Source organism: Peptoniphilus sp. BV3C26, assembly GCF_000478985.1.
GTDB lineage: Bacteria > Bacillota > Clostridia > Tissierellales > Peptoniphilaceae > Peptoniphilus_B > Peptoniphilus_B koenoeneniae.
Map to the genome: position 1 here is coordinate 66,079 of NZ_AWXB01000069.1, position 18,791 is coordinate 84,869.

The window sequence follows — 18,791 nt, forward strand, 5'->3', positions numbered from 1 at the left end:
ACATGTTTACAAAGAATAAAACTAATTAATTATATTTGCCCTTTTCTTCTGCAACCAAAGATAGATTTTCATTTGTAAAATTAGTATTAAAATAAACCTTGTAATCTTCTTCAAAGTTGTAATTATCTGTCCAAAGTTCGCACTGTGTCATAACAGTCTGAACGGCATCATCCATTCCTTCAGGCGGATATTTATGTTTTTTCAAAAGTTTCTTTATCAGCATACGCATTTTAGCTCTCGCTGATTCACGCTTCTGCCAATCAATAGTCTTATTCTTACGTAGAGTATCGGCTAATTCTTTTGTTATTGCAATCAGCTCTTCGTTTTCATAAAAGTCCTTGATTGCCTGTGGTTTTGTTAAGGCATCGTAAAAAGCAAGTTCATCAGCAGTCAATCCTAATCTGTCTCCCTCTTGATGTGCTGCTGCAATCTGTTTTGCCAACTTTAACATTTCTTCTATAACTTCTTCATTAGTAAGCATACCGTTAAGATAAGCATTCAGAGAACGCTGCATAATCTCGCTGAACTTTTCAGATTTTACAATATTTGTTCTGCGATAAACAGAAACCTGTTCTGCAATTAATTTTTTCAATAGTTCAACTGCAAGATTTTTCTCTTTCATATTTGCAACATCTTGAAGAAATTTGGGGTCAAACAAAGAAAACTCCTCTTTGATATCTGAAAACAAATTTATTACCCCATCACTTTTAATACTCTGTTTCAAAAGTTCATTTATTCTTGCATTCATTTCCGGTAAGGAAATCTTTTTACCAACACCGGTATTGGTAAGTCTGAGAACAAGAACTCGAACAGCCTCAAAGAATGCTGCTTCAAATCTACTATCTTCATCAACTAAAGAAGAACAAAGAGAAAGAGCCTGATGAAGCATAAGAGCTTCTTTTACGAAAGAATCTTTATCATCAACTTTTTCTCTGCTGATAATAAAATTTACAGCACCACTGATAGTTTTTGCTCTCTCAAGATCGGTACCATTAATAAACTTTGTATAATCATATCCATGAAACTTATCACGGCAAACTGATAATTTCTCCAAGAATTTCGGATATGCAACCTTCGCAACATCTGTATCACCATAGTTCTTTTTATCACGAGAGGTATAATCATTCATTGCCTGCTTCAAAGCAGTAGCAATTCCAACATAGTCAACAACAAGCCCGCCTTCTTTATCACGAAATACACGGTTTACACGGGCGATTGCCTGCATTAGATTGTGTCCTGACATAGGCTTGTATATATACATCGTAGCAAGAGAAGGAACATCAAACCCTGTTAACCACATATCAACAACAATCGCAATCTTCATAGTACTGTCGTTATCTTTGAATTTTTTTGCAAGCTCATGCTTATGATGTTTATTACCAATAATCTGTCTCCATTCTTCCGGGTCATTGTTGCCGGAGGTCATAACAACACCTACTTTTTCAGTCCAATCCGGACGAAGTTTTAATATTCGCTTGTAAATTTTCATGGCAATAGGGCGAGAATACGCAACAATCATCGCTTTACCAGTAAGTAAATCTTCACGGTTATTTTCATAGTGGTCTAGAATATCACAAACCAAAGAGTTAATAGTGTTATCATTTCCAAGAACAGCTTCCATCTGTCCCAGCTCACGCTTACTCTTTTCGATAACTTCTCCATCAGCATTTTGTGCCATAATGTCATATTCGGCATCAATAAGCTTAAGTGTTTGATCATCAAGATTAAGCTTAATAACTCGGCTTTCATAATAAACAGGGCGAGTTGCACCATCTTCTACTGCCTGAGTCATATCATAAATATCAATGTAATCACCAAATACTTCTCGTGTACTCTTGTCCTTGGAAGAAATAGGAGTTCCAGTGAATCCAATATATGTAGCATTTGGTAAAGTATTTCTAATAATACGAGCTGTACCAATTACACGTTTTGCTATTTCTTCACCATCATCGTTTTTCATAATCTTAATCTTTTCAGCAAGTCCATATTGTCCTCTGTGTGCTTCGTCTGCCATTACAATGATGTTATTTCTTTCAGATAAAGCTTCTGAGGACTCTTCAAATTTCTGCATAGTTGTAAAGATAATTCCGTTAGCTTGTCTTCCTGCAAGAAGAGTTTTAAGGTGTTCTCTACTTTCAGCATGCATTGGTTCCTGACGCAGAAAATCTTTACATTTTGCAAACTGACCATATAACTGATCATCAAGGTCGTTTCTATCTGTGAGCACAACAATAGTGGGGCTGTCAAGAGCTTCCTGTAGTAAATGCGCATAGAATACCATTGATAAGGATTTGCCACTTCCTTGGGTATGCCAAAATACTCCCCCTTTACCATCCGTTACAGTGGCATGCTTTGTGGACTCTATTGCTTTTTTTACTGCAAAATACTGATGATATCCCGCAAGAATTTTAAAGGTGTTAATCCCCTCATTTGAAAAGCAAATAAAGTTTTTGATAATATCAAGTAGTCTTTCTTTTTGGAACATTCCTTCAAAAAAGGTATCAAACTGTGCATATTGTGTATTTTCATAGTTTCCATCTTTTGTTTTCCATTCCATAAAACGATCTTCGCCAGATGTAATAGTTCCAGCTTTAGAAGTCAACTGGTCACTCATAACGCAGATAGCGTTATATATGAACATCGAAGGAATTTCCTTCATATAGTTTCTAAGCTGTCTATAAGCTTCTGATGCATCCGTTTCTTCACGAGAAGGTGATTTAAGCTCAACTAACACTACCGGCAAGCCATTTAAGAAGAGAATAATATCTGGGCGTTTGTTACTATTTTCAATAAAAGTCCATTGATTAGCAACTATAAAGGAGTTTTTTTCGAGATTTTTGTAGTCAACAAGATAAACAATAGATGAACGTTCTTCTCCTTTAACAAAATATCGAACTGGAATGCCATTCTGCAAATAATCTATAAAGACTGCATTTTTCTGCACAAGTTCTCCATTTTCAAAGTTTTTTAGTTTAAATATGGCATCTTGAATTGCATCTTCAGGAAGATTTTTGTTCAAACGATATAATGATTCAATTAACACATCTTCGTATAAAGGATTATTAAAATCCCTTTCAATATCTGGTCCGTATACATAATCATATCCCAGTTCATTTCCGAATAATTCTATTACCGAATTTTCATAGTTGGCTTCTGTAAATCCTGGCATAATCGTCACCCCTTATTTTCTAAATTCATTATCATACTCTTCGCATTGCCTGCGCTCTCGAAGTATTCTGTTCCTTCTGTATCCTTTGCATATAGATAAATTGAAGCTTCTCCGCTCAATAACGAGAGTGCATATAGTAAATCGTCTTTTTTGTACAGTTCAGTTTTAACCTCAGCAGGTGCCATCATTCCGCTTCCAGTTATTTCGTCTCTAATTTTAGTTATTAGTTGTTTATCCATATTGTTTTTTTTATCTTTTACACATATTCCCAAATACGTAATAGATACATTTCTTGAGCCAATATTCGCAGCATTTACCGAAATCCCCATTATGTAACTAAAAACTTCTCCGTTGACAGTATTTTTAGAAATAAGCACATCAACAGATGAAGTCAATTTTAGCTTTTTCTTGTATGGTAACCTTGCTGTTCTTATCGATACAACAACAGCTATTACACTTAATAATAGTCCTATTGCAGACAAAATTGCAGTAATAAAGCCATTATTATAATTACACCAATTTATAATTATTTCCATATTGGCTTCCTTTCTATTCTAAACAATAATTTAGAGCAGCAAGCCAAAGCAATATTCACAAATGAGTTTTTATCAACAGAAACTCTGCCCGATGGTTGGAAACAAGGTAGTCTAATAGACATTGCAGACTATCTGAATGGTCTTGCTATGCAAAAATATCGTCCTTCAAATGATGAGACTGGCATTCCGGTACTCAAAATTAAAGAACTACGCCAAGGATGCTGCGATGATAATAGTGAGCTTTGCTCTCCTAATATCAAAAATGAGTATATTGTCCACGATGGCGATGTGATTTTCTCTTGGTCAGGCAGTCTGCTTGTCGATTTTTGGTGTGGTGGTGTTTGCGGTCTAAATCAACACCTGTTCAAGGTCACATCCAACTCTTATGATAAATGGTTTTATTATGCTTGGACAAAACATCATCTTGACCGTTTCATAGCTGTTGCCGCCGACAAAGCCACAACTATGGGGCATATCAAGCGTGACGAACTCGCAAAAGCTGAGGTAATAATTCCGAGTATCGAGGATTACAATCGAATTGGTGCGTTACTTCAACCTATTTACGACTTGATTATCTCAAATAGAATCGAGAACAAGAAGCTTGCCGAAACAAGAGATTCTCTGCTTCCGAAACTTATGAGTGGTGAAATTGATATGTCTGAGGTAGATTATGAATAAGAAAGACCTCTTAGTACCATTCAATGCTCCGCTTAACGAACAGGACTCTGAAGTGCAAACCTATGGTTGCAGAGCTAATAATCCAGATATTTGTGGAAATAACGGATTGCAAAATGTATGTGCATTTACATCTGATGACTGCATTTGCAAAAAGCCGTCAAGAGCTTGGAAAAAGCAATACAACAAGCTCAAAGATTAAGCCGCTAAATTATTGTTTATCGCATTGTTTTCCTCTATTTTTTTATCGATAGAGTATAAAATATCAACTATCTTTTCCTGTAATGATATTGGAGGTAGTTTTATCTCCATTCGTTTCAATATCCAACCAGACAATCCGCCTCTTGTGCTTGTTCCATCGGACAACAAGCGAAATTCTTCATATCTGCTATCTAAATTGTAATACAGATAAAGTGGTAATATTATGCTTTCATTTGCTTTGCAAGCTATAACAGATTGGTTCATATAAGTATCTATCATCAAAAAGCTTGCTTGCCCTCTCGTATATCCCTGACCGGCAGTTGCAATAACTGTACATCCCTTGGTCGCAAGCTTAGTCGAGGAATTTTCCACGCCCTTTTTTGTTATTTTTCTATCAGTATCATAAACAAATCTTTGGGAAGTTTCTCCAGAAGAAAGCCATTTAATGTTGCCGTTCCAGTATTCTTCGTGCTTGGTTGAAGGAGTTCCACCACTATATATTCGTTCGCAGACTTCTTCTAATGTATATTTCTTCCACTCTGCCATATTTTCACCTTTCTTATCCAATGTATTTTCGATGAGCAATCTTAACATTACTCTGTTTTACCATTGCGTACTGCAAGGTCGTGTCTATTTTCCTATGCCCTAAAAGCTGCTGAAGCTGTTCAATGGGCATTCCTTTATCTATTGCCATTGTTGCAAGGGTACGCCTGAACTTATGTGGATGTACCTTATGCAAACCTAATTTCTTTCCATATTCTCTTAATCTCACTTCAACACCACCGATTTTTAGTCTTTCGTGAGGTGCTTTCAGTGACACAAATAAAGCAGGGTTGTCATCTGTTCTGCTATTCAGATAATTTTGCAAGTGTATCTTTGTTCTTGCATCAAAATAAACTACTCTTTCTTTACTACCTTTGCCAAAAACAATACATTCTCTCTCATTGAAATCAATATCATTGCGGTTAAGTAGCACCATTTCTCCAACACGCATACCAGTAGAAGCAAGCATATCTATCATTGCCAAGTCCCTAGGCTCGGTACAGTTATCTCTCATAAGTTCCAATGCCTCGTCAGAGTATGTTTCTTTAATGTTCGTGCCTGTTTTGACCTTATGTATTCGCCTGACAGGACTTTTCAGTATATAGTCCTCATCCTCCAACCAAGAGAAAAAGCTGGATAGTATGCGGCGGATATTGTCTATTGTGACTTTACTTGATTTCTTCTTTTCCTGATACTCCGTCAGGTATCCTCGAATATCATCTGTAACAATGTGTTTGACCTCTTTGTCAAGGTCATCAAGCATAGCTTCAATGGTCGCTTTGTAGTACTTAAGAGATTTCTCGGAACAGCCCTCAATTCGCTTTGCCGACAGGAACAACTCTACATAGTTCTGCTCCGAAATTTTTTCTTTTTGCTTGTTTTCTGTTACCTCATACCTTGCAAGGGTGTATTGTAACACCTCTTGCAACCTTTCGCTTTGTGCATTGTTCAAATATGGTAACATTCCCTGAACAACATCTTTGATTAAATCTTGTTTCACAGTCAATTCTCCTTTTTATTCTTAGAGAACGACTATGGGGTGGAAGTCCCCCGATATTAACTTCCGCCACCCCCGGAAGTTATGGGTATGTTATATGCTAAACAATAATTTAGCAGCTTAAAGATCTATGTCGGAAACATCAAGCTCACCGGACATCAACTTGGGTAAAAGAGTATCACGAAGTGCTGTCAAATTGCTTATTTCAGCTTGATTTGCCTTGATTTTTGCAAACATAGGAGCTGCTAAACTGTGAAATTCAGTTATTTCTTCATCGGTAGGTACTATGAAAGGCATACCTTTAATGATTTTTGAGTTCACAGCAGTTGCGATTGATGAAGTACTTCCCATTGTCTGATAATTAAAGCATTTCAGATAGCAATATAAGTACTCATTGATTTCTTTTTTGTCGGTTTTGAAATGAGCAATGGCTTCGTTGGTAGTCATTTCGCCGTCTGTTATTGCAATTCTGCCAACTGTCAATTTGAAACTAAGCAAAACGGTATTGTCAGGTACGATTTTGACATTATGACGGTCAACGGCTTCTCTTGTAAGTTGTTCGGAACTTTCGCTAATGTATAAACCACAAGTACCCATATCGGAAATAGATACCCAAGTAACATCTTTTGGATTAGTGCTAAACCATTGTGGCTCTTTTCTCGGAGGAGTTTTACCAATGGAAATATCAAAATATTCATCAGCACGATAAGTTTGTCTCAATTCGTTTGTAGTATCTACAAAACGATGACGGTATATGGCAAGCACTTGTTCAAGTAAATTATTGTTTATCGCATTGTTTAGCTCAATCTTATCGTCTATCATTTCCAAATATCGAGCAATTTTCTTTTGTTCTTCTACATCCTCTGGAATATCAACTTCCAAACCGTTAATATCATTCCTGTTTACAGAACCAAATACTGTACCACTCTCCTTTTTAATCAAGTGTGAAACATAATATTTCATCATATAAAACAAAAAACTCTGATTCCCATTCTTCATTCTCAATGAACAAACACCACGCCCTAAGCACATATCCACCGGAGTAATATTAAGAGCTCCAACAGGTGCTCTAACGCTCATTATCACATCTCCAGCTTTTGCAAATTTTGTCATTACTGTTGTATAAGTATCAAAAGTAGGATATTTAAATCCAAATGTTCTATTTCCTTGCAAAAAAGGATAGCCATTCTTTTCTGTGTTATAGTATTCAGATTTAGGTGATTGCCCCATTGTTACATCTACAATTTCTTCAAGCTTACAATTCATAACCAATCGCCCCCAGTTTCTTCCTGATTTCCTCTTCCAGTTCATGAGAGCGCTCAAACATATCGGAAAGTTCCGAAGTCAATCTTGTCATCTTTTCTTCAAATGGTTCTCCGTCATCCTCTTGTTCCTCAATACCTACATATCGCCCTGGGGTTAATATAAAATCCTGTTTTGCAATATCTTCTATTGTGGCAATCGCCGAAAATCCTTTTTTCTCTTCCAGTATTCCATTTTGGAAATCCTCAAAGGTTTTTGCTAATAAGTCAATATCTCCAAGGCTTCCGTCTTCTTGTATTCCTTCCGTAAAATCTCTATGTTTTCTATCAACCATATATCCCATTTTTCTGGCGTCAATAAATAGAGTCTTTCCCTTTTGCTTTTTATTTTTAGTAATGAACCACAAGGTTACAGGAATTGTTACACTATAAAATAACTGTGTAGGCAAAGCTACTATACCTTCAACAAGATCATCTTCTATAATCTTTCTCCTTATTTCTCCTTCTCCGGAAGATTGGGAAGATAAGGCTCCATTAGCAAGCACCAATCCAATTTTTCCATTTGGTGCTAAATGATGTATCATATGCTGTATCCATGCATAGTTTGCATTCCCAGATGGTGGTGTTCCATATTTCCACCTTACATCATCTTTTAATTTATCCGCTCCCCAATTTGAAAGATTAAATGGCGGATTCGCCATAATAAAATCTGATTTTAATGTTTTATGAATATCGTTGAAAAATGTATCTGCATGATAGGAACCAAAATTGGCATCAATTCCTCTTATAGCCATATTCATTTTCGCCATCTTCCATGTATCTGCATTAGATTCCTGTCCATAAACAGAAATATTACCTCTATTGTCACTATGAGCCTGTACAAACTTTTCACTTTGCACAAACATACCGCCACTGCCACAGCAAGGATCATATACACGGCAATTATTAAACGGCTTTAAAATAGCAACAATAGTCTTAACAATACTTGATGGTGTATAAAACTCGCCACCTTTAGTTCCCTCATAGGCTGCAAACTGAGCAATGCAATATTCATAAGTTCTCCCAAGTAAATCTTTACTTGCTTCAGTTCCATCCATTTTTACTTCATTAGTGAATAAATCAACAACTTCGCCAAGTACTCTTTTATCTAAATCTGGGCTGGCATAGTTCTTAGGCAAAACATTTTTTAAACTCGCATTTTCTTTTTCGATTGCCCTCATTGCTTCATCAATTACTGTACCAATTTCAGGTGTGTGTGCAGCAGAAGAAATCTTGCTCCAACGAGCTTCTTCCGGTACAAAGAAAATATTTTCTTCTGCATATGCATCCCTATCGTTTTCAAAACCATCACCTTCTTTTAGAAGTCCCTCATAGCGTTTTTCAAAGGCGCTGGATATATATCGGAGAAAAATAAGTCCAACAATTACTTTTCTATATTCAGCAGCAGGAATATGTCCCCAAAGAACACAAGCTGCGTCCCAAATTTGTTTTTCAAAACCGATATTTGCATTGTTTTTCCCAGCCATTATTTATTCACCATCCTCTTCAAATTCCATAATATCGTCTAATGTACAATTCAAAGCCTTGCAAATCTTCCCTAAAACTTCGACCGTTACATTATCATTCTTGTTAAGCTTGTTGATAGTATATGTACTAACTCCAGCTATGTGAGCTAATTCTTTCTTTTTCATATCCCTATCCAATAAAATATGCCATAGCTTTTTATAATTAGCTTTCATTAAATTTCCTCACTTTCTATGAGTCCCCCAAACCTAATTTAGAACATTATACCATATTTAGGCACTCAAATATAGCGTTCTCTCTATTTTAATTTTAGATTTTATAAATTTCTATATTTTTCCAACATAAATATACGAACTCATAAAATACAAGAAGTCGGCGTCGTCATAAGACCACACCGACCATAAGCTTATCTCTCAACTTCTTTGCTTGCTTCTTTCTTTTCTTTTAGCTTTTCCTTATCTTCAGCCTGATGCCTTTTAATTGCTCCAATAATGGATCTCTTTTTCTCCTCCGTTTTATCCCTGCCAAGATAATCATCCATATTATTTTTCAGATGCTTCAATTCCTCATACTGTGCTGCTAATGAATTGTGCTTCTTGATTATTTCCTCTTGTTTAGTTTGTAAATCCTTAGAATGCTCATTCAGCTTTTTGAACAAATTTTTACTTGATTTTGTCTTTAACTCTCCTGCTACAACATGTCTCAAGTGCGGAAATTGCTTAAGAAAAATATCTATTTCTTCATAAGACTTCTGATAGGCTTCCACATCTTTTCGGTTCATCATCATATAAATCTTATCGTTTGGATTTTTTCGGTAGCCTTCATAATGTTCTCGCTTGCTGATGCAGATTTGAATATGCTTTACTACTTCCTTTATCCTTTTTTGTTCCAATGACAGCTTATCAAATTCTCGTTTCAAGTCATTCTTTTCGATGGAAATTCGGCTGATGCCACGCTCCAATTCTTCCATTGAGTCAAACCCTTTATTCCTGATTTCAACAAGCGTAGAAGCCGCTGTTTTAAGATTGTGTTTCGTTGCCCAGTGTTCATAGCCTTTGCTTGACTTTGCCTTTTCATTGTTTTTAATGTCTATGATATTTCCAATTTCTTTTTCTTTATTCAGGATCCTATCTTTAATTCTTTCTTCGGTATAATTCACTCCAATGGTCTTTGTTCTGGTAAATCTTTGCTGATTTTTACTTTTAAAAGCTATATGCTTACCATATTTTATTTCATAGCCATAGCTCTCCATTTTAGATAAAAAGTCTTGCCAGTTGATGGACTGTTTTATAGTTCTATCAATATCAAACTGAAGCCTTGATTTATAGCTACTTCCTTTTTTATCTTCATTCCAGTCGTACCAATTTACATATTTTCTTCGCCAGATATCGTTGATTTCCCTTTGTGTTTCTTGGTCAATGACAAATAAATTATGCTCCTTGCAAAGTCTGTCGCTTTGATTTCTGATGTTCATATAGGAGCCGTAATAGGAATGGTACACCTTCCCATCATCCACATCTATGGAATTAAAAATGATGTGATTGTGTATATGGTCTTTGTCTATATGTGTCGCTAAAACATACTCATATTTCCCGCCTAAAATCTTTTCACAAAGTTCAATTCCTACCTAATGAGCTTCTTCAAAACTCACTTCTTCCGGTACAAATGATTGAATTAAATGATGAGCTAAAGTTTTAGTTCTTGAGTTAAACTGCTTTTTAGTAAGCTCAAATTCCTTATGAGCGTTTTCTCTGCTGCATAGATGCGTTGTAACATAGATTTCATCATCGGTTTTATCTCCGTTACAGATATAGTCTATCGCCTTTTTCAGTGTTGTTTTAATCGGGTGTATCTTCGTAACCGCCATCAGCCAATCACCTCATTGATGATATAGTCGGAAACTTTTTCTCTAAATTCTGACAAAAAAAGTAGTTCGCCTTGCAAGGCTTTCTTGATACTTTCAATATCCTCTTTGTAAATAACACCTGTGCTGTTTACCATTTTTGCGATCTGATTTAGGTTTGCTGAGTTACGACTTACAAGGGAAGAAAGCTCTCTCAGTTCTTTTCTAAACTCACCGGATAAATCAATGCTGATAATTCTATTCTTGAAAATACTATCTCTATAAAACTCTCTTTTGCTCTTAAAATTGGTCAAAGCAAATCTTCTGTTAAGTTCTTTCATATCATCTTCATTTATCATAAAATGAACAGTGTAATTATTTTTTCGATTAACACTCTTTGACATTTTTCATCACTCCTTTCTTCTTCGGAGTCTTAGGGTTCTCCCTAAATATTTCAAATTTGAGTTGTCAAATTTCAAGCCTACTTTTTGGGTGTGGTCAGAAAGTATATGCTTGCTATCTCACTGAAAATAATGCTTTTACTAATAAGCTCTTATGACTATCACAGAAAAGACATATGAACCGCTATAATCAATTTATCTAAGAAATCATGTTTTTTCCTTTTCTACAAAAGTTTAAAAGTTGTCGCTACCACTACCCCGCTACCTTTTATGCCTGGTAGCAAAGTAGCGGTAGCGGACTTTTTCAAAACTCTTAGAATGGTATATCTTCAGCATTAACCTCCACAAAATCTGTATTAATATTTCGTTTATAAAACTTCTTGCTAACCCGAACCACTCCGTCAATTCTTACCTTCTTACTTTTTACAGATGGTTCAAGTCTCCATTCATCTATCATCTCGTTTGCCATTAGTTCTGAAAACACTTTTTCATTTGTTTCAGGATACCTGCTCGTAAACTCGGCAGAACACAACAAATTCGGTGTATCGGACTTTGTAGTTTTCCATTCCATGAAGTCAAAGAAGTTTTGGACATGCCTGTTATCGCTCTTATGTGTTTGAATAACAAAATCCAAATCTGAACGCAACTCTTTCGGCAAATAGAAATCATGAAGTTTATTTTCATAAAGATAGACAGCTTCTGCAATCGCCCCTTCAAAATCCTGTTTTATGATTTCCTCATGTTCTTTTCTTGTGATAGTTTCCAATACTGGATATTTTTCAGGATCATACATTAACGGAATTTGTATATTTTCAGCATTAACCTTTACGGGTAAATACCTTCTTTCTCCTGAAAAATCTCCTAAAAATGTTGCATCATTTGTAGTCGCAATCAGTATGCAGGTTCGTTTTACATCTGTTGAAAATCGTTCATATGGAAGTCTTACTGTACTTGTCCTTGCAGATATAAACAACTTAGCTTCATCAGCACTTTTTGCATTTCTAAGAGCGACAAATTCTTCAAGCTCAACAACAATCTTTCCCACCAAATTACTGATGGCATCTTTCCCTTTTATATTGTTTAGCGAGCAATACCATTCGGGAAACAGTGCCAGTTTTTCAATAAATGAAGTTTTTCCAACACCCTGCACCCCCGTAAGAACCATCAGTTCATCAAACTTACATCCGGGATTAAACGCTCTTTTTACCATGCCGACCAAAATATGTTGCATAATCCAGGAATTTAATTTTGTATCCTCTGCTCCAAGATATTTCGGTAGCAGTTTTGAAATATATTCTTGCCCGTCGTAGTGTAACGATTCCATATACATCGCCGGTAAATTGATTGACCTCTTGTGAGCAACAAAGAGAACTGCATCTTCCATACGATTTTAGAGTACTTAATTCCAAATTCTCTTTCGATTTCAACTCCAATGATATTTGTCATATGGTCATTCCATTTTCGTATTTCTAAATCAGTGCTTTTTTCGCCTTTTAACTTTCCGTAAAAACAAATAGTTCGACTGCAAGTGTCAAAGAAAATATATCCTGATAAAATATCTTGTTCTTTACAAAAACAGGGATTCACTAACACAGTTATGAGATTGGTTGCTGTACTTTTGACTTGTCCTTTTTCTGTGATTGCAAGCTCACGATCTACATAATCGCTAAGCTCCACATCATCAAATTTAAGCCAATTATTCAAGCAAATACCCTCCTTTACTTCTGTGATAGTTATAATCCCAATACCTCTTATTTCCTCCCTGTATCACTTTTGAAATACTGTCTTCCAAGTATTTCAGATATCCTTTTTCCGTTCTTCTTTTGCTGCGATCGCCAATGCGATTAAGTGCAGATTTCAAAAATAATTCTTTCATCATTTCTGCATTTCCATGAGTAAAACTGTTTAGAAAAAGAAGTAACGAAAAGTCATCTTTACTGGCATCTCCGCTGGTGTATGAGCCTTCAAACAATGCTCTTACCATTGCGTTATACCTGCACATCATTTCTATAACCGTATTACTGTCAGGAACACATTCAGCTGCTTCCTGATACTTTCTAATAATTTCTCTAACACTTCTTTTGGGTGAAAATAGCTTGTAGTATTTATCCAACTCCTTTTGTTTCAAAAGAACTTTTTCTGCAATAAAATCATTAAATTTATAGATATTACTGGTCATGGCAATACATCTGTTTTCTTGATACATCTCCACTTTTTCAAGTTGGTTATTAAAGTTCTTTTCTATTTCTCCCTTTGCAAAAATGTGTATTCCCATTCCCGATTGTGAAATTTCTACATAAGTACCATTGAAGTCATTTATAAACATATCCTGCTTTTTATTATCTACACTGTCCAAGTCGATACACACAAACGGATCATCCCTGCTTAACACAAAAGACAATCCGTCACAACTACTACTTTCTATATTATTAACTGCTGTTTCAAAATCTCCCCATTGTTCTTTATTATTCCAGTCATCAGATTTTAAGGTAATCGGACTTACAGGAAGCTTCAGTATTTTTTCCTTCCCTTTCAAATCCTGTTTTCTGATTTTCTTAAACCATAACCACTGTTTGTATTCTCTTAATTCCATTGGAATATTTCGCAAGTAATTTTCCTTGTTAATCATCGTAACCTCCAATCTTTATATTGCTGATGGAAGTACAATCTGATAAAATAATCTTGTCAGGGATGAAATACCAAGTTGTACTTTCATCTTGCCTTTAGTCATTTGGCTAAAGGCTTTTTTCTTGTATTGCCACCTCTATTATTTCAGTAATCATTTTCAATTCATGCCTATAACTCGCATCCAATTCTCCATATTGCTCCACTCGTTTCAGTTCCGATAGAATTTCCTGTAACTCATTTTTACAACTGTCTATGACATTTCTTGTAGCAAATATCTTTACCGGAGCATCAAGGATTGCATTGGTCATATAATCCTGTCTGCTGAGTCCGGACATCGCAATCTTTTTGAAAATAAGCTCCCTATCTTTTCGATTTGTTCTGAATGCTATGGTTACATCCTTTTTCCTGTGATTAGCAAATCTCTTACCTTTGTCTCGTTCCTTTTGTTTTCTTTCCTCTTCCAAAGCTTGCCATTCTTCTTTACTCAGCAAGTTTTGTGGCTTTTTCTTTTTACGATTAACCGCTTCATCATAGTTTGGAAATTTCGGTGCTTTCACTATACTCTCCCTCCTTGTCCAATTTATCAGCCATATCCACCTGTTTATTGGGGAACATATGGCTGTAATCCATCAACACCTTTATGCTTTCATGTCCTGTTCTCGCTGCAATGTCAACAGGTGTAAAACCCATTTCTATAAGCAGCGATATATGGCTGTGTCTCAATGCGTGAAGCTTGATTTTCTTAACTTTCGACTTTTTTATTCCTCGCTCCATTTCCTTATTGAAATATGTTTTGCATTTTGGAAAGATTTGTTCATCTTCCGAAAAATATTCAATTTTCAGGAAATAGTCTTTAAGTTCCCTGATTAAAAAATCAGGAAGCATAATTGTTCTTTTGCTTTTCGGTGTTTTCGGATCGGTAATAACTTCTTCTCCGTTAATTCTCTGTGCTGGTTTACTTATCCTCATTGTCTTTTTATCAAAGTCAAAATCAGCTTTTGTTAATGCTCTAAGTTCACCTAATCGAATACCTGTCCAATATAGAATTTCAAAAGCATAAAATGAAATATCCTTGTCCTTAACAGCTTCTATAAACTGTAGGTATTCCTCTTTTGTCCAAAATTCCACTTCCTCATCGCTTCTTTGCTTTCCTATTCGCCCTGTTACTTTGCACGGATTTTGCCTTAATCCATAATACTTGACTGCATGGTTGAACATACAACTAAGCTGTGCGTGAATGGATTTAAGATAGGTTGGCTTATAGGCTTCTCCTTCCGCATTTTCAATGTTTAAGAGTACATTATGCCACTTCTTTACTACAACCGGCTTAATTTCACTCATTTTCATACCGCTGAAAAACAATAAAATCTTTGTTCTTATCATATGTTCTTTTATCATCCAAGTATTTAACCTTATTGTGCCTATGACATCAGCCTTATAGAGTTCAAAATAATCTTCAAAGAACATATTGAGTGAACCGGACATCTTTACCGTGAAATTTTTCTCGTAAGTAATTGCCTCTTTCTTCGTTTCAAAGCCTCTTTTCAGCTTTTTTCTGCTCTGTCCGTCCCAATCCTTATAATAGAATGAAGCGAACCATTTCCCGCTTTTTTCGTCCTTATATGCAGGCATTATTTTCCCTCCTTCGCTTTGTAGATTTGTTCCATAAAATATTTCTTATTGATTCTTCCCCTAAGGACAAGAAAGCCGTGTTCAGCAAGCTGCTTATTCATATCTCGGATGATTTTATAAGCTTGTTGCTGCGATATATTTAGTAAATCGGCAACTTCATTTGAAGTAAGAAATAATTTCTCCATCGGACTTTCCTCCTTTCTTTTCAGAAACATATTTGTTTCTATTTCTATTTTAGATTACAAGTATCTTTTTTGTTTCTGTCAATACTTTTTTCTAAATTTTATTTTTCTATTGTATTTTGCCTATTTTAGATTATATTATTAAAGAGAAACAAATTTGCTCCTAAGGAGGTGTTTAAATTGAGTTTGGGTAAATTGATAAAGAAATTCCGTGAATTAAGAAGAATTACTCAAAAGGCGTTAGGAGACAGAACACATTTAGATGATGTGAGAATCAGACAGTACGAACTTGATATTCGTACTCCTAAAGATGATGTCTTGGAAAATATTTCTGATGCACTCCATGTAAATAAAGATTATTTGAAAGAACCTGATTATCCCTATACAGAACATGATTTAATGCGGTTTTTATTTAAGCTGGATGACAGTATTGAAGTGAATATACGACCTGTTATTCTAAATGATGAAGATCCTGAATATACTACCACAGGCATATATTTCGGCAGCGAAGCTATTCTCAGAATCCGTAATATGCTTGAACAGTGGCAGGAAATGAAGGAAAAATATGAGAATAATGAAATTACGAAAGAAGCCTTGCAGGATTGGAAGGCAAACTACCCTGACAGCTTAAAAAAAGATTACGTTCCCTTTGAAGAAAGCAATGTGAAATTCTATAAAAGCGGTATCAGTGCAAAAATTCCACCGGATATAAAATAAGCACAGAAAAAGCACATAACTGAAAGATTTTTAGGTCTTAAAGTTATGTGCTTTGTTTATTTCATATGATTATTCAGAAATACTCAAATCCGTAGATATCATTTTAATCAAAGTTTTATACGGATTTTACTCACTATCACATTTAATATCATCTAATACTTCTATATCGATTACAGTTTCATCATCCATCTTTTTATAGTATTCAACACTTGCTAATTCGCTAGATGCTAAATATTTCCTAAGTTTTTCTGACATGGGCTTAAAAGTAACAAAAGTCAACCCACCAGATACGGCAGCACCTAAAACAGGAACACCTTTTGCAACTCCTCTTGCAAAGATTTGCTTTGTCATTTGAACACCTAATATAGTAGCCACCTTTTTTACTATAGGATATATTACTCCTTTTGTTAGTGCTTTCTGTGGGAGTTTTTTTACAACCTGTTTTGCCACTTGAGCTGCTAATTTGTTTACGGTATTTACTGCTCCATTTACGCCAAACATTATGCCGACAAATAAAGTAAGTAAATTTTTTGTTTCCTCGTTCATTTCTTTAGAATCAAGACTTAAATCATGCCAACCATAAAGGTATATCAATTTTTGAAGTATACGGAGAATATGTCCAAAATATTGAGATAAGTCAGCTGGAACTGTACCTATCATAATAAATCCACCCGGCAATCCCGCTGCTGCTGATAGAGCAGTTACCTTTGTCGTTTCTGCTGTTATACAACTTTTAGCAATTTTATTAATATCTTCTACACATATTCCAGCATATGCCGGATTATATTGAATCGCCTTCTCCACAGTCTCTTGACTATATCTATCTCGTAGTTCTTTCCTGAGAAATAATTCGCGGTCAATCTTAACCATTGGAAGCTTTGCACTCTCTACAAGTACTGCTTCAAATTTTATATTCTCCATTATATACTCACCTTTTTAACCTTTCCAATAATCTAAATTAAAATGCAGACTTTGAGAATAATCTATTTCATTATGATTCACATCTAGTATCTTCTGAAATCCCATACTCAGGTTCAACAACTCCCTTTCAGACCTACTTTTTCTTACTTTTAGTATCAAAATAGTATCACTCAAGAGTTTTTTGCTCCTATAAAACGCTGAAATACTGTATTTTCAACAGTTTTATAGCATAAACATATTTATTACTCTATTCCCATTCAACAAATATATACTTTTTATATAATCTTAATGTGTATTTTAAGCTATTTTATTTTTTATTACCTAACATTTTTTATCATAATATACCTTATTTTAAAATTATTGTTACGATTTTGTTACGCTTAAATTTTCCATTACATTAAGTATCTTATCATCATTAGGGATCATGTGAGAATAAATATTTAATGTAGTTGATACTTTTTCATGTCCTAACCTCTTACTTAAAGCTACTATGTTTATACCCTCATTTAACAATAAACTTGCGTGAGAGTGTCTTAGATCATGGATTCTAATTTTATTAAGATTATTTCTTTTACAAATATTAGTAATACCATGTTCAAATTTGTGTTTAGTACAATTAAAAATTCTATCATCTGGATCTGGTTTATAAAATAACTTCTTATAAGCTTCTATTTCTTCAATCACACTACTAATTATAGTGATCTTCCTAATACTCTTCTTTGTTTTAGGTTCAGTTATTACGTCTTTACCATTAATACGTTGATAGGATTTATTAATATTGATCATATTGTTTTTAAAGTCTATATCGCTCCAGGTTAAGGCTAATAACTCACCAATACGGCAACCGCTCCAATATAAAATATTAAAGCCTAAATGAAGCGTTTTATCTTCTACAAGGTTAATAAATGTGTTAAATTCCTTTAGGCTCCAGATCTCTTTTTCTGGTGCGTGCTTCTCCCCTATTGTTCCCACTTTATGAACTGGATTGTTTTGTAAATTATGAAATTTAACAGCATAATTAAAGATCGCTGTTAGTTGATTATTAATTGTTTTTAAATAAGTAGGTGCATAAGGCTTATTTGTACTATGATTTAAAGCTGATAACAATGAATTTTGCCATCTTTGTATTTCTATTGAGCCTATTTCACTTATTTTCATATCCTTAAAGTATGGAAGTATTTTATTTTCTGTAATATATTCTTTATTTGTTAGTGTATGCTCTTTAATTCTTGGTTTCATATCTTCAAGATACATTTTATAAAGACTTTTAAAATTCATTTCAGGGTTAAACTTTATATTATTTAAAAAGTTTCTTTCGAACTCATCGGCTTCTTTTTTCGTGCTGAAGCCTTCTTTTTTCTTTTGCTTAGTTTCACCATCTAAATTTACATATCGAAATGAACAATACCACCTGTTAGGATCGTTCTTCATTCGTTTACTTGTCATAATATCTCCTTTATTAAATTGTTACCAGGCTTAAAATTTGGGGTCAATTTCAAGCTTTTATTTTTTTTTAGTATAATTGCATTAGTTTAAATTTAAAGACGCTTAGAAAGGCTG

Annotated in this window: 19 protein-coding genes and 1 pseudogene; 3 read left to right on the forward strand and 17 right to left on the reverse strand. The window is 34.7% G+C overall.

The window, feature by feature from the left end:
- Positions 1-25: 25 nt before the first annotated feature.
- The gene (locus HMPREF1253_RS09275; RefSeq protein ID WP_023056557.1) at positions 26-3,169 is read right to left on the reverse strand and encodes a type I restriction endonuclease subunit R; all 3,144 of its coding nucleotides are present in this window, start codon (positions 3,167-3,169) and stop codon (positions 26-28) included.
- Between the two features lie 5 nt (positions 3,170-3,174).
- Complete coding sequence (locus HMPREF1253_RS09280; RefSeq protein ID WP_023056472.1) at positions 3,175-3,705, reverse strand: hypothetical protein; 531 nt, start codon at positions 3,703-3,705, stop codon at positions 3,175-3,177.
- A gap of 84 nt (positions 3,706-3,789) precedes the next feature.
- On the opposite strand from HMPREF1253_RS09280, the gene HMPREF1253_RS09285 reads away from it, so the two are divergent.
- Positions 3,790-4,383 carry a restriction endonuclease subunit S gene (locus tag HMPREF1253_RS09285; RefSeq protein WP_255349238.1) on the forward strand — a complete coding sequence of 198 codons (594 nt, stop codon included), beginning with the start codon at positions 3,790-3,792 and terminating at the stop codon, positions 4,381-4,383.
- Entirely contained in the window at positions 4,376-4,582 is a 207-nt protein-coding gene (locus HMPREF1253_RS09290; protein ID WP_036740022.1) for a hypothetical protein, read from the forward strand. Before HMPREF1253_RS09285 ends, HMPREF1253_RS09290 begins: the two co-directional genes overlap by 8 nt.
- Here HMPREF1253_RS09290 and HMPREF1253_RS09295 read toward each other — a convergent pair.
- The 13 genes and pseudogenes from HMPREF1253_RS09295 to HMPREF1253_RS09355 form a co-directional block, all read right to left on the reverse strand.
- Positions 4,579-5,127 (reverse strand): restriction endonuclease subunit S, encoded by a 549-nt coding sequence (locus tag HMPREF1253_RS09295; RefSeq protein WP_023056546.1) that lies wholly within the window; start codon positions 5,125-5,127, stop codon positions 4,579-4,581. The two genes, HMPREF1253_RS09290 and HMPREF1253_RS09295, sit on opposite strands and share 4 nt — an antisense overlap.
- 13 nt (positions 5,128-5,140) lie before the next feature.
- Complete coding sequence (xerA, locus tag HMPREF1253_RS09300; protein WP_023056538.1) at positions 5,141-6,124, reverse strand: site-specific tyrosine recombinase/integron integrase; 984 nt, start codon at positions 6,122-6,124, stop codon at positions 5,141-5,143.
- A gap of 117 nt (positions 6,125-6,241) precedes the next feature.
- A complete protein-coding gene (locus tag HMPREF1253_RS10000) occupies positions 6,242-7,387 on the reverse strand; it encodes a restriction endonuclease subunit S (RefSeq protein ID WP_023056548.1) in 1,146 nt (381 codons plus the stop codon).
- Positions 7,377-8,909, reverse strand: coding sequence for a class I SAM-dependent DNA methyltransferase (locus HMPREF1253_RS09315; RefSeq protein ID WP_023056530.1), 1,533 nt, complete (start codon positions 8,907-8,909; stop codon positions 7,377-7,379). Before HMPREF1253_RS09315 ends, HMPREF1253_RS10000 begins: the two co-directional genes overlap by 11 nt.
- 3 nt (positions 8,910-8,912) lie before the next feature.
- Complete coding sequence (locus HMPREF1253_RS09320; protein ID WP_023056537.1) at positions 8,913-9,122, reverse strand: helix-turn-helix transcriptional regulator; 210 nt, start codon at positions 9,120-9,122, stop codon at positions 8,913-8,915.
- Positions 9,123-9,313: 191 nt separating this feature from the next.
- Positions 9,314-10,774 (reverse strand): annotated as a pseudogene (locus tag HMPREF1253_RS09325) (relaxase/mobilization nuclease domain-containing protein).
- Positions 10,774-11,154 carry a hypothetical protein gene (locus tag HMPREF1253_RS09330; protein WP_023056470.1) on the reverse strand — a complete coding sequence of 127 codons (381 nt, stop codon included), beginning with the start codon at positions 11,152-11,154 and terminating at the stop codon, positions 10,774-10,776. Before HMPREF1253_RS09330 ends, HMPREF1253_RS09325 begins: the two are co-directional and overlap by 1 nt.
- A gap of 310 nt (positions 11,155-11,464) precedes the next feature.
- Entirely contained in the window at positions 11,465-12,481 is a 1,017-nt protein-coding gene (locus tag HMPREF1253_RS09335) for a VapE domain-containing protein (RefSeq protein ID WP_307495237.1), read from the reverse strand.
- A complete protein-coding gene (locus HMPREF1253_RS10315; RefSeq protein WP_023056561.1) occupies positions 12,394-12,855 on the reverse strand; it encodes a hypothetical protein in 462 nt (153 codons plus the stop codon). The genes HMPREF1253_RS09335 and HMPREF1253_RS10315 overlap by 88 nt, the downstream gene beginning before the upstream one ends.
- The gene (locus tag HMPREF1253_RS09340) at positions 12,848-13,780 is read right to left on the reverse strand and encodes a hypothetical protein (protein ID WP_023056545.1); all 933 of its coding nucleotides are present in this window, start codon (positions 13,778-13,780) and stop codon (positions 12,848-12,850) included. The genes HMPREF1253_RS10315 and HMPREF1253_RS09340 overlap by 8 nt, the downstream gene beginning before the upstream one ends.
- Before the next feature lie 106 nt (positions 13,781-13,886).
- Complete coding sequence (locus HMPREF1253_RS09345; protein WP_023056534.1) at positions 13,887-14,336, reverse strand: hypothetical protein; 450 nt, start codon at positions 14,334-14,336, stop codon at positions 13,887-13,889.
- Positions 14,308-15,411, reverse strand: a complete 1,104-nt coding sequence (locus tag HMPREF1253_RS09350) for a site-specific integrase (protein ID WP_023056510.1) — start codon at positions 15,409-15,411, stop codon at positions 14,308-14,310. The genes HMPREF1253_RS09345 and HMPREF1253_RS09350 overlap by 29 nt, the downstream gene beginning before the upstream one ends.
- Positions 15,411-15,596, reverse strand: coding sequence for a hypothetical protein (locus tag HMPREF1253_RS09355; protein ID WP_023056570.1), 186 nt, complete (start codon positions 15,594-15,596; stop codon positions 15,411-15,413). The genes HMPREF1253_RS09350 and HMPREF1253_RS09355 overlap by 1 nt, the downstream gene beginning before the upstream one ends.
- A 168-nt stretch (positions 15,597-15,764) precedes the next feature.
- Between HMPREF1253_RS09355 and HMPREF1253_RS09360 the strand changes: the two genes are divergently transcribed.
- Positions 15,765-16,310 carry a helix-turn-helix domain-containing protein gene (locus HMPREF1253_RS09360; RefSeq protein WP_238318901.1) on the forward strand — a complete coding sequence of 182 codons (546 nt, stop codon included), beginning with the start codon at positions 15,765-15,767 and terminating at the stop codon, positions 16,308-16,310.
- 126 nt (positions 16,311-16,436) lie between these two features.
- On the opposite strand, the gene HMPREF1253_RS09365 is transcribed toward HMPREF1253_RS09360, so the two are convergent.
- Together HMPREF1253_RS09365 and HMPREF1253_RS09370 are read right to left on the reverse strand one after the other, a co-directional pair.
- Positions 16,437-17,231 carry a hypothetical protein gene (locus tag HMPREF1253_RS09365; protein ID WP_023056469.1) on the reverse strand — a complete coding sequence of 265 codons (795 nt, stop codon included), beginning with the start codon at positions 17,229-17,231 and terminating at the stop codon, positions 16,437-16,439.
- A 363-nt stretch (positions 17,232-17,594) separates the two neighbouring features.
- Entirely contained in the window at positions 17,595-18,677 is a 1,083-nt protein-coding gene (locus HMPREF1253_RS09370) for a site-specific integrase (RefSeq protein ID WP_023056461.1), read from the reverse strand.
- Positions 18,678-18,791 lie beyond the last annotated feature (114 nt).